The organism is Vibrio sp. 2130-1, assembly GCF_033339515.1.
Genome location: NZ_JAWOUT010000005.1, coordinates 282,338 through 309,337 on the forward strand (window position 1 = coordinate 282,338; position 27,000 = coordinate 309,337).

Annotated in this window: 24 protein-coding genes; 18 read left to right on the forward strand and 6 right to left on the reverse strand. The window is 44.2% G+C overall.

Going from position 1 to position 27,000, the window contains the following annotated elements; translation table 11 throughout:
• Window positions 1–120: 120 nt before the first annotated feature.
• Complete coding sequence (locus tag R7Q09_RS09850) at window positions 121–2,139, reverse strand: methyl-accepting chemotaxis protein (protein ID WP_262634168.1); 2,019 nt, start codon at window positions 2,137–2,139, stop codon at window positions 121–123.
• Window positions 2,140–2,273: 134 nt separating this feature from the next.
• Between R7Q09_RS09850 and R7Q09_RS09855 the strand changes: the two genes are divergently transcribed.
• Window positions 2,274–2,768, forward strand: a complete 495-nt coding sequence (locus R7Q09_RS09855; RefSeq protein WP_186584267.1) for an NlpC/P60 family protein — start codon at window positions 2,274–2,276, stop codon at window positions 2,766–2,768.
• 45 nt (window positions 2,769–2,813) lie between these two features.
• Here the strand turns inward: R7Q09_RS09855 and R7Q09_RS09860 are convergent, their stop codons facing one another.
• The 3 genes from R7Q09_RS09860 to R7Q09_RS09870 form a co-directional block, all read right to left on the reverse strand.
• Window positions 2,814–3,158, reverse strand: a complete 345-nt coding sequence (locus tag R7Q09_RS09860) for a DUF3802 family protein (RefSeq protein WP_005377620.1) — start codon at window positions 3,156–3,158, stop codon at window positions 2,814–2,816.
• A gap of 190 nt (window positions 3,159–3,348) precedes the next feature.
• Entirely contained in the window at window positions 3,349–4,311 is a 963-nt protein-coding gene (locus R7Q09_RS09865) for a GGDEF domain-containing protein (RefSeq protein ID WP_025766666.1), read from the reverse strand.
• Window positions 4,311–5,285 carry a response regulator gene (locus R7Q09_RS09870; protein ID WP_021033872.1) on the reverse strand — a complete coding sequence of 325 codons (975 nt, stop codon included), beginning with the start codon at window positions 5,283–5,285 and terminating at the stop codon, window positions 4,311–4,313. The genes R7Q09_RS09865 and R7Q09_RS09870 overlap by 1 nt, the downstream gene beginning before the upstream one ends.
• A gap of 224 nt (window positions 5,286–5,509) precedes the next feature.
• Here R7Q09_RS09870 and R7Q09_RS09875 point away from each other — a divergent pair, with 224 nt between their 5' ends.
• Both R7Q09_RS09875 and R7Q09_RS09880 read left to right on the forward strand, forming a co-directional pair.
• Window positions 5,510–6,376: a fructosamine kinase family protein gene (locus tag R7Q09_RS09875; protein WP_005377623.1), complete on the forward strand. Its 867-nt coding sequence runs from the start codon at window positions 5,510–5,512 to the stop codon at window positions 6,374–6,376.
• A 253-nt stretch (window positions 6,377–6,629) separates the two neighbouring features.
• Entirely contained in the window at window positions 6,630–6,824 is a 195-nt protein-coding gene (locus R7Q09_RS09880; RefSeq protein WP_017634925.1) for a CPXCG motif-containing cysteine-rich protein, read from the forward strand.
• A gap of 75 nt (window positions 6,825–6,899) precedes the next feature.
• Here the strand turns inward: R7Q09_RS09880 and R7Q09_RS09885 are convergent, their stop codons facing one another.
• Window positions 6,900–7,511, reverse strand: coding sequence for a riboflavin synthase (locus R7Q09_RS09885; protein WP_005377625.1), 612 nt, complete (start codon window positions 7,509–7,511; stop codon window positions 6,900–6,902).
• 392 nt (window positions 7,512–7,903) lie between these two features.
• Between R7Q09_RS09885 and R7Q09_RS09890 the strand changes: the two genes are divergently transcribed.
• Together R7Q09_RS09890 and R7Q09_RS09895 are read left to right on the forward strand one after the other, a co-directional pair.
• Window positions 7,904–9,274, forward strand: a complete 1,371-nt coding sequence (locus R7Q09_RS09890) for an MATE family efflux transporter (protein WP_318070737.1) — start codon at window positions 7,904–7,906, stop codon at window positions 9,272–9,274.
• Window positions 9,275–9,408: 134 nt separating this feature from the next.
• Window positions 9,409–10,407: a DUF3080 domain-containing protein gene (locus R7Q09_RS09895; RefSeq protein ID WP_318070736.1), complete on the forward strand. Its 999-nt coding sequence runs from the start codon at window positions 9,409–9,411 to the stop codon at window positions 10,405–10,407.
• Between the two features lie 15 nt (window positions 10,408–10,422).
• Here the strand turns inward: R7Q09_RS09895 and R7Q09_RS09900 are convergent, their stop codons facing one another.
• Entirely contained in the window at window positions 10,423–11,268 is an 846-nt protein-coding gene (locus tag R7Q09_RS09900; RefSeq protein ID WP_017634928.1) for a DNA ligase, read from the reverse strand.
• 420 nt (window positions 11,269–11,688) lie between these two features.
• Between R7Q09_RS09900 and R7Q09_RS09905 the strand changes: the two genes are divergently transcribed.
• From R7Q09_RS09905 to R7Q09_RS09965, 13 genes are all read left to right on the forward strand, one after another.
• Window positions 11,689–12,009, forward strand: a complete 321-nt coding sequence (locus R7Q09_RS09905; RefSeq protein WP_017634929.1) for an STAS domain-containing protein — start codon at window positions 11,689–11,691, stop codon at window positions 12,007–12,009.
• Between the two features lie 26 nt (window positions 12,010–12,035).
• Entirely contained in the window at window positions 12,036–12,902 is an 867-nt protein-coding gene (locus R7Q09_RS09910) for an OmpA family protein (protein WP_065274524.1), read from the forward strand.
• A complete protein-coding gene (locus tag R7Q09_RS09915) occupies window positions 12,899–15,001 on the forward strand; it encodes an SLBB domain-containing protein (protein WP_154204599.1) in 2,103 nt (700 codons plus the stop codon). Before R7Q09_RS09910 ends, R7Q09_RS09915 begins: the two co-directional genes overlap by 4 nt.
• Window positions 15,001–15,687: an AAA family ATPase gene (locus tag R7Q09_RS09920; protein ID WP_005377635.1), complete on the forward strand. Its 687-nt coding sequence runs from the start codon at window positions 15,001–15,003 to the stop codon at window positions 15,685–15,687. The genes R7Q09_RS09915 and R7Q09_RS09920 overlap by 1 nt, the downstream gene beginning before the upstream one ends.
• Before the next feature lie 11 nt (window positions 15,688–15,698).
• The gene (locus R7Q09_RS09925) at window positions 15,699–16,079 is read left to right on the forward strand and encodes an Hpt domain-containing protein (RefSeq protein WP_005377636.1); all 381 of its coding nucleotides are present in this window, start codon (window positions 15,699–15,701) and stop codon (window positions 16,077–16,079) included.
• Between the two features lie 308 nt (window positions 16,080–16,387).
• Window positions 16,388–17,914, forward strand: coding sequence for a sigma-54-dependent transcriptional regulator (locus R7Q09_RS09930; protein ID WP_193837380.1), 1,527 nt, complete (start codon window positions 16,388–16,390; stop codon window positions 17,912–17,914).
• Window positions 17,889–18,959 carry a glycosyltransferase family 4 protein gene (locus R7Q09_RS09935; RefSeq protein WP_193837381.1) on the forward strand — a complete coding sequence of 357 codons (1,071 nt, stop codon included), beginning with the start codon at window positions 17,889–17,891 and terminating at the stop codon, window positions 18,957–18,959. The genes R7Q09_RS09930 and R7Q09_RS09935 overlap by 26 nt, the downstream gene beginning before the upstream one ends.
• Before the next feature lie 144 nt (window positions 18,960–19,103).
• A complete protein-coding gene (locus tag R7Q09_RS09940; RefSeq protein ID WP_318070735.1) occupies window positions 19,104–20,288 on the forward strand; it encodes a glycosyltransferase in 1,185 nt (394 codons plus the stop codon).
• An 11-nt stretch (window positions 20,289–20,299) separates the two neighbouring features.
• Entirely contained in the window at window positions 20,300–21,472 is a 1,173-nt protein-coding gene (locus R7Q09_RS09945) for a glycosyltransferase (protein ID WP_213960874.1), read from the forward strand.
• Window positions 21,465–22,895: a lipopolysaccharide biosynthesis protein gene (locus R7Q09_RS09950; RefSeq protein ID WP_258641739.1), complete on the forward strand. Its 1,431-nt coding sequence runs from the start codon at window positions 21,465–21,467 to the stop codon at window positions 22,893–22,895. The genes R7Q09_RS09945 and R7Q09_RS09950 overlap by 8 nt, the downstream gene beginning before the upstream one ends.
• Window positions 22,892–24,256, forward strand: a complete 1,365-nt coding sequence (locus R7Q09_RS09955; protein WP_162497020.1) for an O-antigen ligase family protein — start codon at window positions 22,892–22,894, stop codon at window positions 24,254–24,256. Before R7Q09_RS09950 ends, R7Q09_RS09955 begins: the two co-directional genes overlap by 4 nt.
• Window positions 24,257–24,371: 115 nt before the next feature.
• A complete protein-coding gene (locus tag R7Q09_RS09960; RefSeq protein WP_262653737.1) occupies window positions 24,372–25,496 on the forward strand; it encodes a glycosyltransferase in 1,125 nt (374 codons plus the stop codon).
• Entirely contained in the window at window positions 25,493–26,926 is a 1,434-nt protein-coding gene (locus R7Q09_RS09965; protein ID WP_005377649.1) for a GumC family protein, read from the forward strand. The genes R7Q09_RS09960 and R7Q09_RS09965 overlap by 4 nt, the downstream gene beginning before the upstream one ends.
• Window positions 26,927–27,000 lie beyond the last annotated feature (74 nt).

Sequence of the window (27,000 nt, forward strand, 5' to 3'; positions counted from 1 at the left end):
TAGAAATGAACGAGATGAGATGTAACTCACTTTTGCAATGCAAATAGGAGCCATTGAATGGGTAGCCGTAACAAAAAAGCAGAACCGAGGTTCTGCTTTTAGTCGGTGGAAACATCTCATTTACTTGGTCTGATGAAGCTCATACTTGTGCAGCATTGCTTGCTGGTGCCCGGCAATTTCCGCCACTTGCTCAGAACTCTCAACCATAGACTCAAGCTGCAGCTTTGTGCGTTCGCCAAGATCAGAAATATGCGTGATGGATTGAGATACATCTGCCGTCGCTCGTTCTTGTTCTTCTGTAGCAACTGAGATTTGCTCAACACGTTCTTGAATGTACTTAACCGCGAGGTTGATATCAGAGAATGTCGATTTCACTTCATTACTGGACTTTAGCGCGTGGGTCATTTCTTCTCTTGAATCATTAACTGCTTGGCGCGAACGCTCTGCGGCAGTAATAAGCTCGCTCATCATTTCTCGGATGTTCGTAGTTTGTTGAGAGGTATCACTTGCAAGTTTGCGAACTTCATCAGCGACAACCGCAAATCCACGCCCTTGCTCACCAGCACGGGCAGCCTCTATTGCCGCGTTGAGAGCAAGCAAGTTGGTGTTGTCCGCGATCCCACTGATCATATCTACCATTTCACGAATCTGTTTAACACGCTGGTCTAGCTCTAACATTGACTGTTCATTTACATCCAAAGAGCTTTCTAATGACTCCAAACGTTCGCGGTTTTGTTCCACGACTTGAACCCCTTTTTCAGTGTGTTGGGTTGCAAGGAGCGAGTCCTGTGAAGATGCATTTGTCACCATTGCTATTTCACGAATAGAGGCTTCAAGCTGCGTTATGGTCGTGATCATACTCGACAACGCTTCATTTTGTGTTGCCAACCCATCACTTGTTTGTTCGGCTGCACTGTGACTTACTTCTGCCGTCTGATAAAGCGTTTCACAATTGCGCGTCACCGTTTGAATGGAGTCATGTGTGGAATCGATTACTTGATTCAACTTTCGTGCTACTTCTTTCAGCTCATAGGGGCCGACTTCTTCTGCCTTGTCACGAAAATCATGTTCGGTAAGTGCTGAAAGACGCGTTAGTACATTCCTTAACCCTCGGTTTGTCCATGACTTGAGACTAAACCAAGTAACCAGAATAATAAAAGAAATCACACACGCCGCAAACACGAGCACAACGCTCACCGATTCAATGGTCTCGTTGACCACCCGCTCTTTTTCATCGATCAACTGACCAGCGGTTTGGGAGATTTGATCAAGTAACCGCATGGTTTCATCCGCAAGCATCGAAGCCTGTTTAAACTCTGAACGTTGCAATTCCCCTTGTTCTAGTTTGGCGAGGATCAAACGCAGCACGCCCTTTTCACTAAAGCCTTGTTTCACCATCTCATATGGTGCGGTTAAGCTTGCATATTCACTTACTTCAGGATGGAAAGATTGGAAGTCTTCATAGGCGAGTTTAATACCTGCTATGCGATTTCGCATTTCTCGGTATTCTTTTTCGGCTTTGTTTAATTCTGAGTGCATCATCATGACTAAGAACGTACTTTCCATTGAGCTTGCAGAAGCAATGAAACGGTTAGCGGCATCGCTCGACTCAGGATTATCAGCACTAAGGAACGAACTGATTCGATTCATTTCCGGACCGATAGAGCTAAGCCCATAGCGAAACCCACCTACAGCGGCATCAATATCCATTTGAATTTGTATCACCGAAGATTGCTTCAACAAAATGGACTGCGTGATGTTATGTAAACGCGCTAGTTTGGTGTCTAACTCCTCCGAGAGTTGCTGAGCTACACCAGACGCTTCCACAACCAAAGTTGTGCTTTGAGTTGCAAGAGAGTCGATTTGCTCTTTTATGAGAGGCAACTCTTTCGGCTCAGTAATCTGCATACCATGGTTGAGTAGCTTAACCATCTCCAATACATTCCTGGTTAACTTTGCGTTTGCCATCGCGATTGGTAATGCTTTTTGCGACAAGTCTTCAAATTGTTCCCCTACCTGTTCCATTCCTTTGAAACTTGAGACAGAAAGGGCTATAACAAGAACAATGATAGTTAAAAATGTTGCACTGACAGCCTGAATCAGTGAAAGTGATGTGCGTGAGCGTTTTCGCTTTGCCATAATCAATTTTTATTCTTTCTTAAGGTTGAATCGGTTCTGCAGTGATTCCGTCACATTTGTGAGACAAAACCGTGATTTGCAGCCCATACTATGGATTGGTTATGACACTAATATTTCAGTTGTGAGTCATAGAGATGACAGGTGGTGATTTGCGTCGAGTATATTTTCCTTTGATAATCAGTGTGCTACTAAGCGCCTGCTCTTCTGGGCCTGAGCCTAGTGAGCAAGCACAGGTGACAACACCTACAAATCAGCTATTGTCGGACAACCCTGACTTGTTCGACTTTTACTCAGAGTGGCACGGCACGCCTTATCGCTTAGGCGGGACACAGAAATCTGGAATTGATTGCTCAGCATTTGTACAAAAAGCGTTTATTGAGGCTTATCAGCTCTCGTTACCAAGGACAACGAAGCAGCAATCAAAGCAAGGTGTGGAGTTAAGTTGGACGGATGCCAAGCAAGGGGATCTAGTGTTTTTTAAAACAAGACGTACAACTTATCATGTCGGAATTTACTTGGGTAACAAGCAGTTCATGCATGCATCGACGTCTAGAGGTGTGATTATTTCAAGAATCGACAACCCATACTGGGCATCTAAGTTTTGGCAAATAAGAAGAGTTACAATGTAACTCCTCTCACTCTTTAACCGGACATTGCTGTAAGTTAAAACAATATCAGTCGTAAGTCGCAACAGCATTATCGAACAGATTTTTGACCAGAGCGATGTATTCATCAAGGAACGTGATCTGTTCATTGGTCGCTTTTTTATGCCATACCCCAGCCAATATCTCACCAAGATCTTCAACAACTGCATCAGCCTCTTTCAACAATTTGAAGCGTACGCTCGAGTGAAGTTCTGGATTTTGCTCAAAAATCGCCATGATGTTTGAAGCCACCATATCGGTGACAACATCTTCGATGCTTTCGGATCCAGTGTCGCCAATTTCGGTCGTAAAAATATCTAGATTTAGAGACAAGTGCTCGATAAGAGCGAGATATCCATCGGTTTCTAAAACCACTGTTTTTCTCCGTTTATTGCAAGCCTTCGAAGCTGAAAGCAGAATAGTTTCAATAGTAAGACATGCCGAGAAAATTTCATTAACTTATTTCATATTAACAAACATTCACGAACCAACTGGATGATTTTCAAACAATTGAGCTTTGCTTCACTGAATTCGGATACAGGGTTTCTTCAAACCTTTTTATATTTCAGTCATTTTCATGCAAACAGGTTTGGTTACGACCATTTTCTTTTGCACGATACAGCGCAGCATCGGCACTCTTTAACCATTGAGTGTGAGTTTCAAAATAAGGCTTATACTCGCAAACACCAATACTTATCGTGTAATTAATCAAAAAATCTTCCACTTTCACGATCTCTTGCTCAATTCTTTTGCGCAAACGCTCTGCGAAATAGCAAGCTTGCTCCTGGTTTGTGTGAGGAAGTAGTACCGTAAACTCTTCACCACCAAAACGACCGCAGATGTCACTGCTCCTTGCTGTTTTTCTCAACAAGGCAGAGGTTCGACGAATGACTTCGTCCCCTGTCGGGTGACCATAAGTATCATTCACCTTTTTAAAGTGGTCGATATCGAATATTACTAATGAGCATGGTCCGTCGATAACTTTTAAGTGAGCAAACTCATCTTTCAATGATTGCTCCCAATAAGCGCGATTAAATAAACCTGTTAAACCATCTTTGCGACTGATTTCCGACAAATGTTGATTTGTTTCTTTCAAATGAATGCGATTTCTCGCAGTTTCAGAAACATCATTGACTTGAATCGCTATGTGGCTGACCTCTCCAGAGAGCCCAATTAACGGCGTGATCACGATATCTTGATACATAAAATCACTGCTGTTTGAAACCGGAGAAAAATTGTTGAACTTAAAAAGGTACGGTCGGTTTTCCCAGCTAGAAAAAGAACGAGTTTCCAGATCGGCGGCAGCTTTTATCTTGGTTTCTAGCCAAGTTCTTGGCAGCTCTTCAAAATGCTCAAATAAACATTCACCAAGAATTTCTTGTGATAGAACGCCACTGTATGACTGCATAAAACTGTTCCACACACACACTTTATACTCTTGATCCAAAACAATAAGCCCTGAATCCATCGTATCGAGAATTTGCGTGACCCAATGAAAGTCTGCTATGTCCAGCGTGATATCGGACATTAGATTAGCTCCATGATTTCATAGATTATTTCTACGGATGGCTTATCAATTAAAAACAGTACCTCGCACTCGAAATCGAGCGCTTCTGCCATGTAGGTGTATTCAATAGTAAAGAGCTCACCCAACTCGCCTTGCTCTTCACAATAAGGTGTTAAGGTATCCACAATGCCTGGCTGACGAAGTGAGAATTGCTTGTCGAGTTGATCGCCTAACGACGTGAGAAATGACGAAACCAGTAGGTTAGAGATATTCAAGATGATTTCATTATGAGGCGTAAACTCAAGGAGGTAACCTAATTTTTCCCCAATCTGATTGATATCCCTACCACGTAAGCACACCAGTGCCTCTCCGTGAATACCACCACCGACAAACCTCTGCGCTACCGCAACGGAACTGTCACGCCCAACCACATCAACCAGTGTCATATGAAGCTCGCCGTAGGACAAAGGTCCAACATGAGGAACAGGAAGTTGGATGAACTCATGTAAATGGTCGGCCATAATCGCAGCCCCTTTACCAAGGGCAATGTTCGCAATTTCACGGAATTTGGCTAGTAAGGAAAGCTCTTCGCAACCCTGGTTTTTAGAATCAACCGAATGACTAGGTTTGAACGCATAATGCAGCCCTAATTGTTCGTATAGTGGGAGCACCTGCTCTTCTGTCAGAGGCTTAGCGATAAAAGCTTGAGCACCAAGATCGAGACAGCGCTGTTTTGCCTCTTGTTGAACATCTCCAGAAATAATGACGATTTTGGTCGGGTACTGACTAACAGGTAATGATTCGAGGACCTCAAAACCATCCATTATGGGCATCGTTAAATCGAGAAACAAAATATCGATATTTTGCTCAGCAAGAATATTAAGCGCCTCATAACCATCTTGCGCTTCAATAAGATGCAATGATGTATCTTGTACGATAGAACGCGCAATAAGCTTTCTTGCAACAGCTGAGTCATCACATATCAGTATTTTCATGCCACCAATGGAACTAACGTCAAAAAAATCATAATACCTGTTGTAAACGTTCATCTCCATATGCTAAGCCAACAAATCAGAGGCTTATAAGCGATTTGATTCACATTTATACAAATTGACTACACTAAGAGGAAGGTTTCTTTACTAAGTATGCTCAACATAGCGCCAACTCCCTGCTATTTATCCTAAACTATTGGTGGTCAAATAGATTCGCGAGGTTTTGTATGTGGCAAGCAATATCGCAACAGCTTTCTGATACTTTATTGTTCGATTACCAGATCACGGAAAAAGTAAGGCTGTCTGGTGGGGATATCAGTGAAAGCTACATGATCAATGATGGCGAGCAACGTTATTTTGTGAAAATTAACGATCGCGAGTTTTTGTCTAAATTTGAGGTAGAAGCTGAAAGCCTGCATCTTTTGCGTGAAACATCCACCCTATTTGTACCTGAGGTGGTATTGGTTGGTAAAACCAAAAATGCCTCATTCCTAATTCTTAACTACCTTCCAACGAAACCATTAGAAGATGGTCCCAACAGCTTTAAATTTGGGCAGCAATTAGCTCACCTACACCAGTGGGGCGAGCAAAAAGAGTTTGGTTTTGATACCGACAACTATCTCGGTTCGACTCTACAGCCCAACAAATGGCACAAGAAATGGTGTGTATTCTTTGCTGAGCAACGCATAGGATGGCAATTACAGCTCCTTAAAGAAAAAGGCGTCACCTTGGTTGATATCGATGACTTTATCGATGTCGTAAAACAGCGGCTAGCAAACCATGCTCCGGAACCTTCTTTGTTGCATGGCGATTTATGGAATGGAAATGCGGCACTCACTGCATTCGGTCCTATCTGTTACGATCCTGCGTGCTATTGGGGGGACAGGGAGTGCGATATTGCGATGACGGAGCTTTTTGGTGGATTTCAACCAGAATTTTATCAAGGTTACGAATCGGTTATGCCACTTTCTTCAAGCTATGAAGAGCGTAAAGATATCTATAACCTTTACCATGTTCTCAACCATTGTAATTTGTTTGGCGGCCATTACTTGGAACAGGCTCAACTGGTTATTAATAAAATCATTTCTTATTAATTTGGAAGCCACTGCATATTTCAAGATGTAAAATCTCGAGGCACATCACTACAGAAAATCACCCTAAGCTCAAGGTTGAGTTTGGGGTCAAGTTTTGTACTTATTTCGACTCAATTAGCAACAACTCGACCTAATATCAAAGGAGACTTAACTTTGGATTGTGCCTATTTTCCTTGTAGGCAAAGTAAGTAAAGGGCTGTACTTCGTTGATGAATAGTGTGTTTAAAAGCCCTGCGAGATTAGGAGTTGTTGTATGAAAAATTATACCGAAAGGTATGTAAAGTGCCCGCATTGCGGACATTCTATCGGCATTACATTGGATGCAAGCAATGGTGACCAAGAATTTTATGATGATTGCCCAGCTTGTTGCCACGCTATCCACCTAAATATGCGAGTGGATGAGTTACAAGATAAGGTCGAACTATTTATCGATGACAATTACGAATAACAGCTCGAGCATGTGAACATCAGAAATATAAAAACGCTTAAATGAAAAAGGAGCATTAGGCTCCTTTTTCTCATTCTAAAGCTGTTTTGCTGCAAGAACGCGCTCAACAGTATCAACAATTGCTTGAGTCTGAGGATCAAACTCAATATTAACACGCTCCCCTACTTGTCTCACTCCGAAAAGCGTTCGCTGCAAGGTTTCTGGAATTAGGTGTACCGAAAAACGACACGCTTCAACTTCACCAATAGTTAGCGAGCAGCCATCTAAACCAATGTAACCTTTCGCTAATACATATTTCATTGATTCTTGCGGCAGTTGAAACCAAATCGTGCGGTTATTGGGCGTATCGATGATATCGACAATATCTGCCGTCAAACTAATATGACCAGACATGCTATGCCCGCCTATTTCGTCACCAAACTTAGCCGCGCGCTCAATGTTTACGCTATCCCCTTCCACCAGCCGACCTAAATTAGTAAGAGCCAATGTCGCTTGCATTAAATCAAAACTGATAAGGTTGCCTTCGATCTTAGTCACAGTTAGACAACATCCGTTGTGTGCAACGGATGCACCAATTTCTAACCCTTTACAAAGTTCATCGCTTAACTCGACAACGTGCGTTTGAAAGCGTTCTTTTTTATCAATTTTAACGACCTTCGCCGTACCCTGAACTATTCCTGTAAACATTTCTTTTTACCTATTGATTTCATACCAACTGTAGTTGAAGACTAAGCCTTAAACACTGCGCTACAGGCCGGAAATAAAGACCGCAGACGATAAAGCAACGGCTTAATGAACACTGGTTTGTTCTCATGCATGCTTCAACATTACCATGATTCGCTGCTGTTCTCAGTAAAAGCGTATCCTTAGCGTGGAGAGCGTCCAGTCAGTGTTATCGACTATTCGCTACCTAGCTATGGAATATAAACATACAATTGTTTATCATTTGCGCGGAGTTTCTCCGAGGCATTTTTTCACCTTATCGTGACTAAAATCAACCATCAGATCCGTTCACCACATCTTTTGCCCTCGAGTACTCTCATTCTTTCAACTTATTGTTCCGCTCTGGAGTATTTTTCGTGCATCGCTATAAAGAAGAAGCATCAAGTCTTATCAAATTGGCGACCCCGGTATTGATCGCATCTGTCGCTCAAACTGGTATGGGGTTTGTTGATACCGTAATGGCTGGCGGCGTTAGCGCCACCGACATGGCTGCGGTTTCTGTCGCTTCAAGTATTTGGCTACCATCCATTTTGTTTGGGGTGGGTTTATTAATGGCATTGGTCCCTGTTGTCGCACAGTTAAATGGCTCTGGTCGTCGAGTGAAAATCCCGTTTGAAATTCAGCAAGGCGTCGTTTTGGCATTGCTGATCAGTGTGCCGATAATTGCAGTCCTGCTTCAAACCCAGTTTATTCTCGGGCTGATGGATGTTGAAGCACTGATGGCAGAAAAAACGGTGGGATACATTCATGCCGTTATATTAGCAGTACCCGCTTTTTTACTTTTCCAAACGCTTAGAAGCTTTACGGATGGTATGTCATTGACGAAACCGGCAATGGTGATTGGCTTTATCGGTTTGCTGCTCAACATTCCTCTAAACTGGATTTTCGTGTACGGCAAGTTTGGTGCACCTGAATTAGGCGGTGTTGGCTGTGGTGTAGCAACCACGATTGTTTACTGGGTCATGTTTGCCATGCTATTGCTGTATGTGATGACATCAGAGCGATTGAAAAGCATCAACCTATTTGGAGAATGGCACCGCCCACAATGGAAAGCGCAAGTTCGTCTATTCAAGCTCGGCTTTCCTGTTGCAGCAGCGCTGTTTTTTGAAGTGACACTGTTTGCTGTTGTTGCACTGCTCGTTTCACCACTGGGTCCTATCATTGTGGCAGCGCATCAAGTCGCGATTAACTTCTCCTCGTTGGTATTTATGCTACCAATGAGTATTGGTGCAGCAGTAAGCATTCGTGTCGGCCATCGACTTGGTGAAGAAAACGTCGATGGCGCGCGCGTAGCGTCACGAGTCGGCATTATGGTTGGTCTAGCTTTGTCCGTTCTCACAGCGATTTTAACCGTCTTGTCTCGTGAGTGGATCGCCGAGCTTTACACTAGCAACCCAGAGGTAATCACTCTAGCGATGCAACTGCTCGTGTTTGCCGCTGTTTATCAATGTACGGATGCGGTTCAAGTGATCGCAGCTGGTGCATTACGCGGCTATAAAGACATGCGAGCTATCTTCAACCGTACTTTTATTGCTTATTGGATTCTTGGGCTGCCAATTGGTTACGTCCTTGGCCGTACAGACTGGATTGTCGAGCCAATGGGAGCACAAGGCTTCTGGCTTGGTTTTATCATCGGCCTATCTTCAGCGGCCTTTCTGTTAGGCGTCAGAATGCGTTGGATGCATCGCCAAGAGCCAGAAGTGCAATTGAACTTTTCAGTTCAATAAAAAGTAAAAAAAGCCAGCATCCGCTGGCTTTTTTGATCGAATAATCACACGGTTGAGTATACTTATAACAAGATTGCGAAGTGGTTGATTTTGCTCTCTAGACAACGGATACGAAGTTATAAAAAAGGATATTTGTGCGGTCTATTTTATTGTTCTTAATCTTGCTTCTTAATGGTTGTGATAACTGGTTCAATCCAGAGAACGCCATGTTTGATAAGTATCATCAACGTGTAGCCAATGTATTGGAAGCTCCTGCTATTCCAATAGAATTACAGTCTACGGTAACGATTCCTGCGAAACGCGTTTTGTTCGAGCCATTGCCAAGACTATCTATTGGCCTGCTAGAGAGCTATCAATTACGACAGTGCGGACTCTTCAATTTACTTGCTGAGAAAAACTCGCAACTTGGAAAGGTGCAGGATGCCTTTCATGATATTGATTATCAAACTGCCCTTTTAAGAGTCATGCATCGATGTTTATCCGAGTTTCCACTTAGAGATGAAGAACGCGCGACATTGACAGAGCTTTACTCAACCAAGTGGCAACATTTAGACATTCATCTCGACAACTTACTACTCGTAAGTGATGCCATGCAGAAGCAACTAACTGCCTCTGACTGGCTATCTCAAGACACGACGAATGATATTGCTCGCATTAACGATATCTATCGTATTTTCAGCGAAATGTATGATTTACCCCACCGCGCGGTCTCACGTCTACCCGATGTGGAAGTTACGCACTATCAAGAAGAGTTAGAGAAATCTCGTTTACTCGGACGACTTTACTATTCAATGGTAAACACATCCCTTTGGTTAAAAGCGACAACTCAGCTACTTGAGCAGAACCAGAGCAATGTATTGTGCGGGCCGAACAGAGACACCACCCAGTTCCGCTACTTAAGAAATGTCTTTCAATCCATTTACGTTGAAGAAGTGCAACCTTATTTGGCTTATTTAGACAGTACCTATCAACAACTTAATGATGGTGCCACTTTGGTGGAGAACCGTATGCAACTCCATGGTCACCAGTATGGCATCATTGAGGCACATAGGACATTTAGGCAAGAAACCCTAAACCACGTTCAGTTTTGGCAGGGTCTCTTCAAACGATGTGGCGTAACCGTTGGCAACTAGTAAGTGCAGAGCGTTCTATTCCTTCAACCTTTCACGCAAGAATCGAGCAAAACGTGGTTTACCAGTATGTGTAAAACCGTTATATCTAAAAGTAATGGTTGAACCAATTTTCGGAGGCTGGCGACGCACTTCATCGGTAAATCCGCTACCGATGTAAAACTCAATGCCATTTGGTAAGCGAACTAACATTGCTCCCATCATACCTAATAAGCGCCCTGTTCCTGGCTTATAACCCACAACTAACGCTTCATCATCTGCGTATCGTTTTAGTTTAAGCAAATCACTACCGCGTCCAGCCTGATAGCGGCTTGATACCTTCCGCAACATCACCCCTTCACCGTCGGATATTGAAATTTTATCCAACTGTGTAAACAGATGAGCTTCATTTTGAATCGCTCGGTGCTCGACATATTTGATATGAGGCTGGTCGACTTCAAGCACTAAGTCTTTGATGTTGTAATAACGCTTCCGATAATCACCAGCGGAATATGGCATATCAAAGATCATAAAGTCGATATGTCGCCAAGCAGACTCTACAGGAGTTTTATCTAATACCGTTTGCTGAACAAGATGGAAGTTACCTCTCCCAGCCCAAAGTTCACCGTCCAATGGATAGTCAGGTAAAGGTCCTGTAAACCAATCTGGGGCGTAGATTCGATTACCATTTCTCGTCACGAGATGTTGCCCAGTCCAATAAGCGCGAACACCATCAAGTTTTTCGCTATACCAATATTCAGACACATCAATGCCATCCTGATAGCTTTGTGCAAGAGAAACTGGTGGTGCGAGAGAAGTATCCGCTTGAGGCTGTGAAGACGCTGCCATAACAGCCAGCGCAATTAATGTCATTTTTAATGGCATAAGAAGACCTTGTACAAAAAATCGTCTTTATTGAAACGTAAGTCCTCTCGATGACCTATTTATTACTAGTTGTTCTTCGACTCATAACAATCAACATTAGTAATAATTTGCAAAGATAATCATAAACTTTATGACAGGTTTTGCATTTAGTCGTTACACGTTATTCACGTAAGGCGGATGGTTCGTCAATCGAGGTGGAATCTAATTATGATTCCCCCCGCTCTAACGACTTCTTTCGGCTCAACACCTCTTATAAGCAAACCATTTCTGTGTGCGTTTTTGATTCTCAATTTGAGAATCAGTCCTTTCTCAAATTGAACAATATCATTAACAATATTTAACTATTTGATTTTTAATTAATTTCAAATTGGCACGTTACCTGCTCTATATCCAATTAGAAAAACAAACGGAGACAGAGTCATGGAATTACGCAAACTAGAAATCAATCAAGACAAGTTAGCCATTGAGTTTTTTGGTGACTTAGACGCAAGTGGCTGTCGACAAGCACAACATCACATTGATGAGGTAATTCACAACAATCATCACAAAGAAGTCGAAATTAACCTACAGCACGTCCAATTTCTTGATTCTTCAGGGATTGGTGCCATTGTTTACTTATATAAGCGTCTAGTTGAACGTGAAAGAAGCATGAGTATTGAAAACGTATCAGGCCAACCTTTAGAAATCATGAGCTTGCTTCGTATCAACCATGCCATTCCCGTTAACTCAAAAGGACACTAAAAATACCGGTTTAAACGGAGGTTGGCATGGTAAATCTTATACGACGATATGCAGTAAGCGGTCTTGTTGTCGGCATGTTTGGTTGTTCGTCGTTTGACTACCCAGAACACGGGAAAGGTGGCTTGGCGGAAAGCTATCAAGATATCTCGATCGAGAATTATCAGTTTTCCCCAGTGATGCCTGACGAGCCTTTAGGTCCAGAACATGGGTTAAGGTTTGATTGGCAATTGACCAAGTTACATCTAGACGCACTAATCCAAGAGGGCGCGCGCTGGTGTTTTCCTGCGGCAGTTGTTCAGGCCCTTGAAAAACAAAATAGAATTGCGCGCGAGTTAGAAGGTGGGCTTTTACTCGACGCTGCCAACGACCTTGTGATTCAGCGTCGACGCTTAAACCAGCTCGAACAACAACTCGACTACGTACTGAGCCAAACAACTTGCACACCGCCCGATGATATTGAAGCACTACGTAGCGACCTAAACATAGTCTCGGATATCTATGCACTACTTAATATCGACAACCAGTTTGCTGTCGATTCAGCAGAAATCAACCCGAAGTACATGGGACATTTGGCAGAAGCAGCCTACATTTTACGTGACCATCCTAACCTATCTCTTGTAGTAACGGGGCATGCGGATGCAACTGGAACACCCGATTACAACCAGAAACTTGCTCAAGCGCGTGCGGAACAAGTAAAGCGTTACCTAACCGTATTTGGTATCACTTCAGAGAGAGTCACTACCAAATCTGTCGGGGATAACCTGCCACTCTATGAAGGTGAAACATCCGCCGTGCGTTTAACTAATCGTCGAGTAAGCATCGAGGTTATTAGCCCTAATTCAGATAGCGATAGCTCAATAAACCGCAACCCAACGGCAGGAGGCGCGCTATGAACACGATGAAACCATTTATCCTCTTAATGTTGTTGTGTCTGGTCGCGTGGGTACCTTCTTCCATAGCGGATGAGAGCAATACTGTTAAGGTCGGTGATTTAATACAGATTAACTTACCTGGAGAGGCGTCGTTAAACCAAGGGTTTCAGGTTGATCGTCGTGGACGAATTAATTTACCAGAAGTCGGCCCTGTATTAGTGGCCGGCTACAATGAACAACAACTCCAAGACGTGATTATCGACAGGCTAAAGACCGTGTATCGTGACGTTAACAACGCTCGAGTTTTTATTAAACAGCAACAGTTGTTAGTGTCCGTTCAAGGCTACGTGGTCAAACCCGGTGAGTATACCTTACCTTCTGGGTCCAACATTCAAATGTTTGTTTACGAAGCTGGCGGCCTGCGCGCAGGGGCTCAGCTTGATAAAATGATCGTGAAACGTGGAAATAGAAGCATTGAATTTGACTACAAACGCTTCCTTGATACGGGTGACAATAGCCAGCTGCCAAAACTAGAATCACTGGATGTCTTATTTGTTCCCGCTTCCCCACTCGTAGGGAATATTGAGCAAGAGTTTGATGCAGCAAAACTCGCGAATTCAGGTGACAGCGCAGATTCCGCTCGTGCAATCAAAGTCTTTGGTGAAGTCAACGCACCTGGCTCGTTCTCATACAAGCCAAACACCACGCTAGTTGATGTCGTAATGCGAGCTGGCGGCGTGACACGATATGCCAGTGTCGAGCAAATTCGCGTGATAACAAACAATAACCCAACCATGTTTAACCTGAAAAAGTACCTTGATACTGGAGACCAAAGCCTACTGCCGGAGATCCTGCCAGGTGCCACCATCTTTGTCCCAAAACAGGAAGAAGAAATCAAAGCAGGTGCAAATGTGGTTTACGTGATGGGTGAAGTCGCCCATCCTGGGGCATACGAAGGCAAGCAAGGCGCTAGCTTCATGGATATCCTCGCCAACGCTGGCGGGCCCACTCGCTACGCAGAATCTCGCCAAATTCGCGTTATAAAAGCCGATGGCAAAGTCATCAAATTCGATCTTACCGCGCATACAGAAGGACTATCTTCAGCCAGACCACCAAATGTTGGACCAGGAGACGCGATTTTCGTACCGGAGAAAACCGATTTCAATGAGAAGTCTTGGTTAAAAGTAGCACCTAGTCGAGCGGTCGCAGTGATGGGAGAAGTTGTTCGCCCTGGACGCATCGAGTGGTCAGACGAAATGGATTTGATTGATCTGCTTGCACACGTTGGTGGCCCAACTCGACGAGCTGATACCACCAAAATTGAAGTCGCCAATAACGGTCAAATGACACAATTTGACTTAGACCAATACATTCTGGATGGCTCACCAACATCAAGCCTACCTCGAGTTTCCGCTGGTACAGTCGTAAGGGTACATGCATTGCCTGACGACCCATCCGATAATAAGTCGCAATGGGTAAGCCAAAGCTCTGACGCATCGATATACGTTTTCGGGCAAATCAATGCACCTGGGCGCTATCGTTTCACCGAAGATATGCATTTTCTGGATATTTTATCTGCCGCCGATGGACCGACAATGGATGCAGATATTCACAACATCCGTGTCACACACCGAGGCCTAGGTTATGCCAAAGTGAGTAAATTGAATTTATCGATGTACTTTGAAACAGGCGATGAGTCAATTCTGCCCCACGTTCGTCCTGGTGATACCATTTACATTCCAGAAAAAAACAAAAACTGGTTAGATCGTTCAAAAGAGTCCACGGTACGCGTATTAGGTGAAGTAAGAGACCCAGGGCGATACGTATTCAATGACAACATGACTGTGCTTGATCTGTTAGCGGAAGCAGGAGGACCAACTGACAATGCCTACCTTGAAAAGATCAGTGTGGTCAATATGTCTTGCTGCCAGGGCCAAGCCCGAACATTTGATTTGGTGAACTTTAGTAAAACAGCCAACATTTATGAGCTGCCAGTCATTCGCGCAGGCGACACGATTTACATTCCCCATAAAGACGAAAGCTTTGTTGAAAAAGCGAGGGCCGGATTAAGAGATATTTTACAAATCACCACAACCATCGTGTTAATAGGAGCGTTGTAATGACTATTCCTGCAACTCACGCTGAGATTGAGCAAATTTATCTTCAGAGTGAACAGAAAGGCCACAAAACGATTTGTGTTGTGGGTTGTAAATCTGAAGATGGTGTCACTTCCGTGGCGTCATCTCTTGCAGAGCGCTTGGTTTTAGCAGGCCACAATACTTTGTATGTAGACCTTAACTTATTCAAACCCGCTTATCACACTGTTCACGAATTTGATGATGACGAGAAGGTTGGCCATTTGATCACACGAGAGAATACACATCAAACTTTAGTCGGCCTCCCAGCTCCATCTCTCGCCAGTACTCAGTTAGCGTACCGAGACCCAACAACGCTGAAACAAAACATTGCACAATGGTTAACGCAGTACGAGCGCGTCGTGATAGATACATCACCACTTCTTAGTGTCAACCGAAGTAATATTGCGCCTCAAGTGATTGCTGGCGTATGTGATGCTACTTTGTTAGTAGCGCATTATGGCTCTACGACTGCAACCCAGCTCGAGCAAGCCAAAAAGCTACTCGATGCTAGCGATGCGAACTTGATTGGTTCTGTACTGAACATGAAGCACACTCCAAGCCTGAAAGATGAGTTAATCCGCCAAGTTTCCAAGCTGCGTTTCTTACCAAAAAAGTGGAAAGAAAAACTGTCTCAGCAAATTAAAAAAAGCGAACTGTTTATGTTATAGGGAGCGCTATTATGACGATAAATAATACATTGACTATCGAGCAAGAATTAGTGGATGAGCATATTCTTCAGCAAATGATCAAAGATACGTGCGCCGAAATCATCCCTACCTTGATTGATCACTATGTCGAAGAGTCACGCGATCGCATGGAGAAAATAGAGCAAGCATTAAGCACAAAAGACCTTCAAACATTAGAGTTCGAGGTTCACACACTGGGCAGTTCTGCTCTCGCTTTAGGCAATCGAACGCTTTCAAGACAAGCAAGAATGATTGAGAAGTACTGTGTCGAAGGAAAAATACCAAAAGCATTGGAGCTTTGTGAAACACTTCCGCAACTCGCCAATGAATCGTTTGATGCGTTAGAAAAGCGAAAAGCTCAAGGGTTTGAGTAGTATCAGTGTCTTACTCCCTAGCGAAGCATCGCGTTTGATAAAGCGCGATGCCGACATCATCTCAGAAATTTAGGCTCCAAATTCAATCACCCTCGCCAAGCCACACACCTTGAAATTATTTGGGCATAACTTAATCAATTAAAAAGTATGGATTTTTCGCAAATTTCCTACCTTGTGCTAATACTTAAATAACGCTTTTCTCAAATTGAGAATTTTCAGCACTAGAGAGCTATAAACCACTCATAATGCCAAATAGTAGTGCTGACAAAAATCATAAAAAATGAAACAAACTACGTTGGGATGGGACTATGAGACCAAGGGTGTTACTGGTAGAGGACTCTACTTCACTAGCCATACTTTATAAGCAGTATGTGAAAGACGAACCTTATGACATTTTTCATGTCGAGACAGGTCGCGAAGCGATTCAATTTATTGAAAGAAGCAAACCTCAGCTCATCATTCTCGATTTGAAACTGCCCGACATGTCTGGCGAAGACGTGTTGGATTGGATCAACCAGAATGACATTCCTACGTCCGTTATTATTGCTACGGCACACGGCAGCGTCGACTTAGCCGTTAATCTAATTCAAAAAGGTGCGGAAGATTTCTTAGAAAAGCCCATAAACGCTGATCGCCTAAAAACATCAGTCGCATTGCACCTCAAACGCGCCAAATTGGAAGATTTGGTGGAAAATATTCAGTCCAAGTTTGATCGCCACAACTATCACGGATTCATCGGTTCAAGCCTCCCGATGCAGGCGGTATACAAGACCATTGATGCTGTTGCGCCAACTTCTGCCAGTGTGTTTATTGTGGGAGAAAGCGGCACAGGTAAAGAAGTTTGTGCTGAAGCCGTCCACCGCCAGAGCGACCGTAAAGACAAGCCTTTTATTGCAATTAACTGTGGGGCTATTCCACGAGATTTGATGGAAAGTGAGATTTTTGGTCACGTTAAAGGGGCCTTTACTGGAGCAACAACAGATCGAAAAGGTGCGGCGACGCTGGCACATGGTGGTACGCTTTTTCTTGATGAGCTGTGTGAAATGGAACTTGAGATGCAAAAGAAGTTGCTCCGCTTTCTACAAACGGGCACTTACACTCCTCTTGGTGGCACTCGAGAAATGAAAGTGGATGTGAGAATCATTTGTGCCACTAACCGAGATCCATTAACAGAAGTAGAAGAAGGTCGTTTTCGTGAAGACTTATACTACCGTGTGCACGTTATACCTATCGATATGCCTCCATTACGTGAACGAGGAAGTGACATCGTCACGCTTGCCAAGCACTTCTTGACCACTTACGCCAAACAGGACAAAAAGAAATTCTCAACAATCGACAGCGAAGCTCAACATATCATCAAGCATTACGAATGGCCGGGTAATGTAAGGCAACTACAAAACATCATACGTAACATTGTGGTGCTTAATAACGACGAAAAAGTCACGGTGAGCCACCTACCCGCTCAACTCACTAAAAAGTCAAAAGTTACGAAAACAACGACACCTGCGCATGTTGCTCAAGAGTCAGCAAACATTGCACCAATCACACCACCACCTGTTTATACTGAGGAACCTTCACCTTCTGCGGTCGAACCGTCGATTACCGCAGCGGAGCAGCCTGGTACACCGTCCTCTGCTGCTACCTCACCGTACTTTAACTCTGATGGAACCATTCGTCCTATGTGGCAAGTAGAGCGTGAAGCAATTCAAAACGCAATTGCGTACTGTGATGGCAACGTCCTCAACGCCGCTGTCATGCTGGAGTTAAGCCCATCTACGGTTTACCGAAAAAAACAAGCGTGGGAAGCGGATGAAATTAATCTCGAACAATCTTGATAAACCTGCCATTGGTGAAATTTGGATCTTGCTTGATAGCCGTCTATTCGGCGGCATTGAAAGTCACGTTATCGAGCTAGCTCGGGGATTAATCGCCTTTGGAAACAAAGCTCGAGTTGTGCTAACCACTGAGTATTCGCCAGCCGCTCAGATTGTACAGAAGGCAAAAGAAGCCGCGATCCCTGTGAGTTACTTAAACTATTTGTCTGGCGAGCCCAATAAAGCTTTAAAAATTAAACACCTAACAAGCGCCGTCGCCAATCACCAACCCTCAGTGGTTCACTCTCATGGTTATAAAGCGTCGATTTTGTCGCGCTGCGCCAAACTGCTCACCCGTACGTTTCCTCGTTTGATTTCAACTTATCATGCTGGTGAATCGTCCTCAGGGAAACTATGGCTATACGATTGGCTTGATAGAAGCTCAGGCAGCCTATCTGACCATTGCTTTGCTGTCAGTCCAAGTATTCAGCGCAAAGTTTTTTGTTCTTCAGAACTGCTGAATAACTTTGTTTCGATTCCCAACAGTCAACTCAACTATCAGGAGATCGCTTTTGTCGGCCGATTGAGTCAGGAAAAAGGCGCCGATCAATTTATTGAGGTAGCGAGGCTCTGTCCAACATTACAGTTTAGTGTGTACGGTGATGGCCCAGAAAAAGAGTCGCTTAATCAAACTGCCCCTTCAAACGTGACTTTCCTCGGCCATCAAACCGATATGGAAGGTGTTTGGGAAAATATCAGTGTACTTATCATTTCTTCTCGTTATGAGGGTCTTCCAATGGCGGCGCTTGAAGCCATGTCGAGAGGCATTGCCGTGATGAGCTTACGTGTAGGTCGTCTTCCAGATATTATCCAAACGGGTAAAAATGGTTTTATCGTCGAAGACATTCCCTCTCTTGCTAAATGTCTTCATGACTGGATGTCGATTGGTGAGGCGCAACAATCACTCATTCGCCAGAATGCTCGACAAACCATCATTGATGATTTCTCAGCGCAAAGTGTGATTCCCGTATTGCTACAAAAATATCAAATTGAAACGGATCACTAATCCATATTGGTTCTCAATATGAGAATGATGACTTCCAAACATAAATATCATATAAGATTCAATCACATAAACTAATGGCATATTTTGGCATCTCTATTGCAGCTCAGCAGTTAACGCAGATTAATGATGAGACAGAGGTGACTTATGACTACGCCAAAACGCATTCTATATGTTCATTATGGTGATAATTGGATTCGCGGCAGTGAAGTGGTGCTTCTGGATCTCATTTCAGGAATCGACCGCAATAAGTTTGAGCCATTCGTATGGTCAAACTGCCAACCATTAATCGATAAGTGCCAATCGCTCGGAATTGAAGCGGAACATTCAGCCTTCAATTTGGTGGGTGGTTGGAGCGCTCCACGCTGGGATATTAACGGGTGGAATAGCCTTATCAAACAAGGCTCAGCTTTGATCGAAAAGCACAGCATCGACTTGGTACACGTCAATAGCGGCGGCCCTTGTCAATGGATGTGTTTGGCTGCTCGCATGAATCATATACCACTTGTCACGCAACTTCATTGCCATTATACATTGCGCGATCGCTTCTCTCTCGGACTTCACCTCTCTCCAAAATTGATTTGCGTTAGCAAAGATGTTGGACGCGAAATTCTTCAGGACGGCTACCCGCAAAACCAACTTCATGTCGTACACAACGGCGTGTCACTTCAAGGCGTGGATACACCCATCGACATTAAAGATCGCCTCGGAATCCCATCACAGGCCTTTACCTTTCTGTCGGTGGGTTCGCTGATTAAGCGCAAAGGGTTCGACCGCCTTATTCGCGCAATGCGCATGCACAACTACCACCACCACAACCCTCACCTTGTTATTGTTGGTGACGGCGAAGAAAGAGAAGCATTGCAACAGCTTGCCGCGGATCTTGGTATCCAAGAACGAGTGCACTTTGTCGGGGAGCAACACAATGCCGGAGCGTGGATGTGTGGTAATGCAGACGCTTTTATTAGCGGCGCCTATGAAGAGGCCTTTGGTCTCGTGCTCGGGGAAGCGGCTTTAGCTCAACTGCCTATCGTGGCTCCTAAAACGGGAGGCATTCCTGAGTTGTTCGAGCATAATCACTCTGCATTGCTGTACCAGAACAGTGGAATGGCGAGCCTGTTAAACGCGATTCAACAAGTCATGCAAGACGCGGCATTAAGAAACAAGCTGGCGGAAAACGCTTACCTACATGCTAGCCAGAACTTAACGACGACTGCATCTATCAACGCTATTGAACGTATTTACGAAGGTGAACTTAATAACAACGCCATTACACCAATGCCAATGACTCACTGCATGAAGCCTCTTTCACGCTGGTTGAGCATCAATTGAGGAGCCCGGTCATGAAACGTGTATTGATGTTCGACGCCATCCCAATGCAAGGTGGATCCAAAATCGCGAATGCAGAGCTCCTTAAGCAGTGCGATAAGCTGAGCGTGATTGGTTACCTACTCACTACAAATCCAGAGCATTGGGCGTCACTGCTTAGTGATACACCGCGTGTGCAAGTTATAAAAATAAAACCGTCACCATTTAACTCGACTCATGGCCTGACCTACTGGTTGATGAACGCTTACTACTTTCTCCAACTTCTCTACGCGTGCATGAAGCTTCCAAAGATAGATAGCTTTTTGGGCCTATCTTGCCCAAGTAATGATATGCCTTTGTACTTACTACGATTAATTAGCAAAAAGCCTGTGGTACAGATGGTTCATGGCCCTATTGGACGATCGAGATCTGCTGGCTACTGCTTAGTAAAAGCATCGGCAATTTACTACTTGGCAAACACCCGCGAATCAATGGTAGAAGCATTACAGGCCTACCTCAAAACAGAGAAGCCAGCCACCGAACGCTATTGGTGTGGTTTGAATACATCTACGTTTGTTAATGGATTATCGAAAGATCGCTGGCCAAAACAAGCGAATCCGATTTCAAGCCGCGTTTTCTGGGCAGCTAGCTTACTAAAATGGAAGAACATCGATCTTTTGCTTGATGCTTTAACACTTGATGAGTCGAAAAAGATCAAATCCACCGTGTGTTACATCAAACCTAACGTGGCAGGTGTGGAATATTCAACACCGGACTTCAACACACAAGGTGTTGAATGGCATGAATGCCCAAACAACTTAGATGAATTGCGTTCACAGTGTGGTGTGTTTGTTTCCACCAGTCTCAACGAACCTTTTGGGTTATCTATTTTGGAGGCTCTCGCTGCAGGTATGTGTGTCGTCATTCCACATGATGATAGTTATTGGGACCGCGTGTTAACTCACGGCCGAAATTGTATTAAATACACGCCTAACAATGTGGCTTCGTTACACAACGCAATTCGCCTTTTGAATGAATCGCCGTGGATGAAAGTAACGATGGGTATCGAAGCACTCAATGTTTCTCAACTATACACAGCCGAACGTTGTTATTTGCCAATCGCCCAGCACCTTGCTAGCGAAATTGCTACCAACAATGATTGCGCACTCAAGACACCGCGAGACATCAAAGGATATGACCATGTCTAAAGCAATGACCAACATGACGCTATTTGCTATCGCCTTAGTGATCAATAAAAGCATCAGCCTAATCATGCTACCTGTATTGCCCCACTTTCTCTCACCAGAGCAAATGGGCAAGCTTGAGCTTCTAACAACCTTTGGTGTTGTTACGACCTTGTTCGTCAGTTTCGCTTTGCATGAAGCGCTTTATCGATTCGTCGGCGTTGAAAAGGATCAAAATACGCGCACAACCCTACTAAACCAGCTGTACTCACTTGCTTTACTCATCGCTGGCGTCGTCGCTCTTAGCTTGCTCACTATCATTTTAATCGCCCCCATTCCCGCGCCTTTTACGCGAGTCGAATTTGCTATTGTTATGTTTGCCATCGTTCTAGAAGGCAGTATTGCAATCGGCACTGCCTGGTTAAGAACACAAGACGACAAAGCAAGAACTCTGCTTAACGTCATGGTCACTACCACCATTTTTCAGGTCATTTTTATCGTCGCGGCGCTGTCTGTTCATCCCCATGTTATTTCTGTTTTGTGGGGTGGCTTGTTGGCTGCTATTACTCAATTTGTTTGGCTGCACATCGTTAACCGTTACAATGTCACCCTTCCTAAACTGACATTGGCAAAACAATACCTAAACTACTGCCTACCAATGATGATGGCCGGTTTAGTAGCATTTTGTCTCAATGGCGCTGAACGCTGGTTCATTGGTGCCAACACTTCTCTTGCGACGTTAGGGATTTACGCGATAGCGGTAAAATTTGCAGTGGGCATGTGTATTTTAGTGCAGCCATTTGGCATGTGGTGGATGCCACGTCGATTTAACTACTTAGAAGGACGCAAGAACACTGAAGCAGTGCGCATCACACACTTAGGTATGATTTACATTACAGGTTTGAGTGTGGTGGTCGGCACATTAGCAATGGTGATGATCACCTACTTACTGCCAGAAACCTATCATGAGGCGGTACTATTCAGCTTATTCTTGCTACCTATCGCCATGTTAAAAGAATGGAGTGAGTTGATTAACATCTCCATTTTGTACAAGCGTCGTACTCGCTGGCTACTGGGTATAAATGTCGTCTCTGCGTGCGTTGCGATTGCTTTGCTGTTTGGCTTATCTTCTCTGGGTATTTATGGGGTATTCATTGCGCTTTATTACGCACAACTGTGTAAGCTGGGCCTGACTTATGTAGTAGGCCAACAATGTATGACGTTGCCTTTCCACCTAAGTCTGATGGTTTTATTACAGATTATATCCGGTGTGGCACTGTTCCTGCTTCACTCTTCACAATCAATAGGCATCGCCATCGCAATTTGCATTTTGACATGCAGTTTGCTGGCAGGGATAGCCACTCGCTACATGAGTAAAGAGACGCTCAATGCTCTCACTCGATACATAGTGAAACGGCGTGGACAGGTGAAGAGATACTCGTTATGAATGAAACCAAGGTGAGAACAAAACAGTCCATCGCAGCACTGACGATCACTGTCGGTATCGGCCTGCTTTGGGTTGTTATGCCTCATCCCATTTTGATTGTTGCGTTGTGTTTCGCACCACTCGCGTTACTGTTTGTTCTCAATCAAACGTTTTGGCTTGTCACACTGTTCGTTATTTTTTCATTCTTTCGTATTCACGAAGCCTTTCCTGTTATCTATAACTTCAAGATCCCATTACTGTTATCATTGGGGGCACTCGCCGCACTCGCTTTTCACCTTCTTATAAGCCGCCAGATTACAGCTTTTTGGCACCCTTCATTAAAGTGGCTGTGTATATTTTGGGGTCTGGTGATCATCGGAATCATATTCGCTTCCAGTCGTGATATCGCAATAACGGTGTTCAAAAACACCTATTGGAAAATCATCATTATGACGTTGGCCATCACCTGGCTTATTACTAAACCTTCACAGCTCGCACAGATGTCAAAAGCAATTATTTTCGCCGGATTATTGATTGGTCTAGTGGCATTACAAAACGCAGCGAATGGCATTGATTTAGTCGAAGGAACGCGCGTGTCAATAGGACGATCCATAGGTTCAGTACTTGGCGATCCTAACGATTTGGCACTAGTGCTGATGTTTCCCCTTGCCTTTACCGTTAGTCAATTGATGGAGAAGCATTCCCCCAAGCATCTCAGACTCTTTGCCCTTATCACCTGTTTGGTTTTGTTCTTTGCGATCATTGAGACGCAGAGCCGCGGGGGGTTACTAGGTTCACTGTCTGTATTTGCCTACTTTGCTTTTAAACACATCAAAAGCAAAACATTAGTCTTGGTATTAGGCGCTATCGCAGCGATCGTACTCTACGCATTCGCTGGTATTTCAGGACGAGAATCGGGGGGAGCAGCTGAGGATGGTATAGATGCCTCTGCGATGGGGCGACTTTATGCGTGGGAAGCGGCATTTAAAATGGCGCTGCATCACCCGTTGACTGGCGTAGGTCTAGATAACTTTTACTTTAATTACTATTTCTACAGCCCACACTGGGATGGTATCAACCACGCCGTCCATAGTACTTGGTTTGGCGTGTTAGCAGAAACGGGTTTTGTCGGGCTCGCGGTGTTCATTACTTTAATTGTGTCATTGATCCGCACCTCTTTGCATTCCATCTCATTGTTGACACCAAAATCAGATTACACCCTCTCTGTAGGAGCAAACGCCGTGTTAAGTGGGCTTATCGGTACCATCGTATCAGGCACTTTTCTGACTCAAGGTTTCACCTGGCCAATTTACATTCTAGCGGCATTAACAGTTGTCGTTAGCCGAATTGTTCAAAGTGACTGTCAAAATGAGAAATCCTAGTTTCAAACATAAACAAAACCCATAACTCACTGTTTTAAAATGGCTAATTCCTTGGCACGCATTGTGATTACTCACTTAATTAGTAATCAAATAACCAAGACTCAAGGAGAGCCACATGACGGACATCGTAGTATTTGGAGAAGATTTTGGTGGGCTACCCTCTTCCACTCAGCATATTGTCAAGCAACTAGCAGCGAACCATCGAATCCTTTGGGTGAACTCCATTGGCCTTCGTCAACCTAAGCTGGATTCTAAAGACATACAGCGTGCGTTAAACAAACTCACTCGTGTATTTCATAACGTAGGCTCACACAAGCCAACATTGGACTCTGAAACAAACCCAAACATTCACATCATCAACTTGCTCACCATTCCTGCCCCTAGTTCTGCATTAGCAAGAAAAGTGGCCGCTAAGATGATGAAACACCAACTCAACAAACAATTACAAGCTCTTGGTTTTGATAAGCCTGTATTTTGGACGTCGCTCCCGACTGCTGCCGATCTTTGTGCAGAAATGAACCCACGTGGACTGATTTACTATTGTGGCGATGACTTTAGCGCTTTAGCTGGTGTTGACCACGACACGGTGGCCAAGCACGAACGTACTCTTGTTAATGCGGCCAGCGTTATCTTTACGGCAAGCGAAACACTCTCCACCAAATTTCCATCTGGTAAAACCGTCACTTTGCCTCACGGTGTCGACGTTAGTCTGTTTTCTGAGCCAGCACCTAAGGCTGAAGATTTTCCTAATAATGGTCGCAAAGTGCTGGGCTTTTATGGCAGTTTGTCTGAATGGTTAGACTACGACTTAATTGCCCAAGTCGCAGACCAAGCGCCTGACTGGGATCTCGTGTTCATCGGCCCTAACGAGTTCAGTGATAATCCACTTCCACAAAGATGCAACGTATACTACCTGGGCCCGAGAGCGCATCACACTCTGCCAAGCTACTCCCAACACTGGGATGCCAGTTGGTTGCCCTTTGTTGATAACGCTCAAATCAAGGCATGTAATCCGCTTAAACTTCTTGAGTACTTGGCAACAGGAACCCCTGTTATCAGCACACCGTTTCCTGCATTAATGCCCTACAAACATATGCTTCATGTGGTTCAAAATGTCGAAGACGTGCGTGCCAGTCTCGATCACCTCCTACCGCCACCGACAGATTCAAAGTCATTTGTTCAACAGCAAAGCTGGGAAGCAAGAGCCAACCAAGTTGATAAATTGGTGAGGGCGCTATGAACGATTTAAGAGAAAACCTCAGCGTACTGTTACATGGAGCTTGGAGACGTCGCTACATGATCGTTATTCCTATGCTTGTCTTGCCTGTGCTGGGTTTCATCGTAAGTAAACTGGTTCCGACGACTTATGTTGCTCATACCAGCATGCTTATTCAAGAGACAGCGAAAATGAACCCGTTCCTTCAAGACCTTGCCGTCTCAACAATGCTTAAAGACCGATTGAGCGCACTCAGTACTCTGCTAAAAAGCCGACACGTTTTGTATTCTGTCGCAAAAGAACAATCGCTGATCAATGACGAGATGAGTGCAAAAGAGCAAGAGTTCATCATAAAAGATCTTGCGTCGCGCCTGTCTGTTCAGCCACTCGGTAAAGACTTCATTCAAATTCAATTGCAAAGTGGTAAATCAGAAGGAATGGAGTCGATGCTGCTCTCTGTCAGAGAGCATTTTGTCGAACAGCTTTTGGCTCCTGAGCGTTCTTCGATTAAAGATTCGAGTCATTTTTTGACTATCCATATCAACAAACGCAGGGAAGAACTAGACAAGGCTGAACAAGCTTTTGCAGAGTATAAAAATACTTACTCAGACGCGACACCCGAAATGCAAGCTCAAAGCCTTACTCGCCTTGCTAGCCTCAAACAAACGCTAGCCGAAAAGGAGGCGGAGCTTGCTGGTGTTTCACGAAGTCTAGGCAGTTTGGATCAACAACTATCCAAAACGAACCCGGTTATCGGTAAACTGGAAGAGCAAATCATCGACATTCGTAGTGAACTTACCCTGCTTCGCGCTAAATACACAGAGGCGCATAGTTTAGTGCAAGGTAAGTTGCGAGAATTAAACCGGTTGGAGCAGGAACGCTCGGTACTCTTGAACTCTAAACAACCAGAACTAAACAGTGCTCAACTATGGGATATCGCGAGCAATACCACAGTAAACAGTCTTGGCGAAGCACAGCCTCTACTTGTCTCCCAACTACATCAATTACAAATGATGCGCGGACGTTTTGAAGCACTTACGGAAGAAACCAACAGCTTGCGAGACATGATCCAAGAATTAGAGCGAAATGCGCACCAATTTGGGAGCACAGCAACAGAAATCAACCGCTTAGCTCGTGACGTCGCAGTGAAGAGAGAAATGTATGATGAACTCGTCGAACGCTATGAGATGGCCCAACTAACGGGTTCTTTGGGAGAGTTTGAAGAGAATAAGCGCGTAAAAATCATTGATGAACCGTTCACGCCAACGATTCCAACTAACTTACCTAGTTTTGTATTTGTCATTTTAGGATTTATTGGTGGCGCTGGTTTAGGCATTGGATTAGCGACGATACTAGAGTTAGCCGATAACTCTATCCGCTCTAAAAGAGCATTAGAAAAACACCTTGGTGTTCCTGTCATCACCACTTTACCTAACGTAGTGTACGGAAACTAACCGCCATAAGAACTCATTTACAAGCACTCGGTCGGCGAGTGCTTTTCTTTTACTACTGCCTTATACAGCCTCAT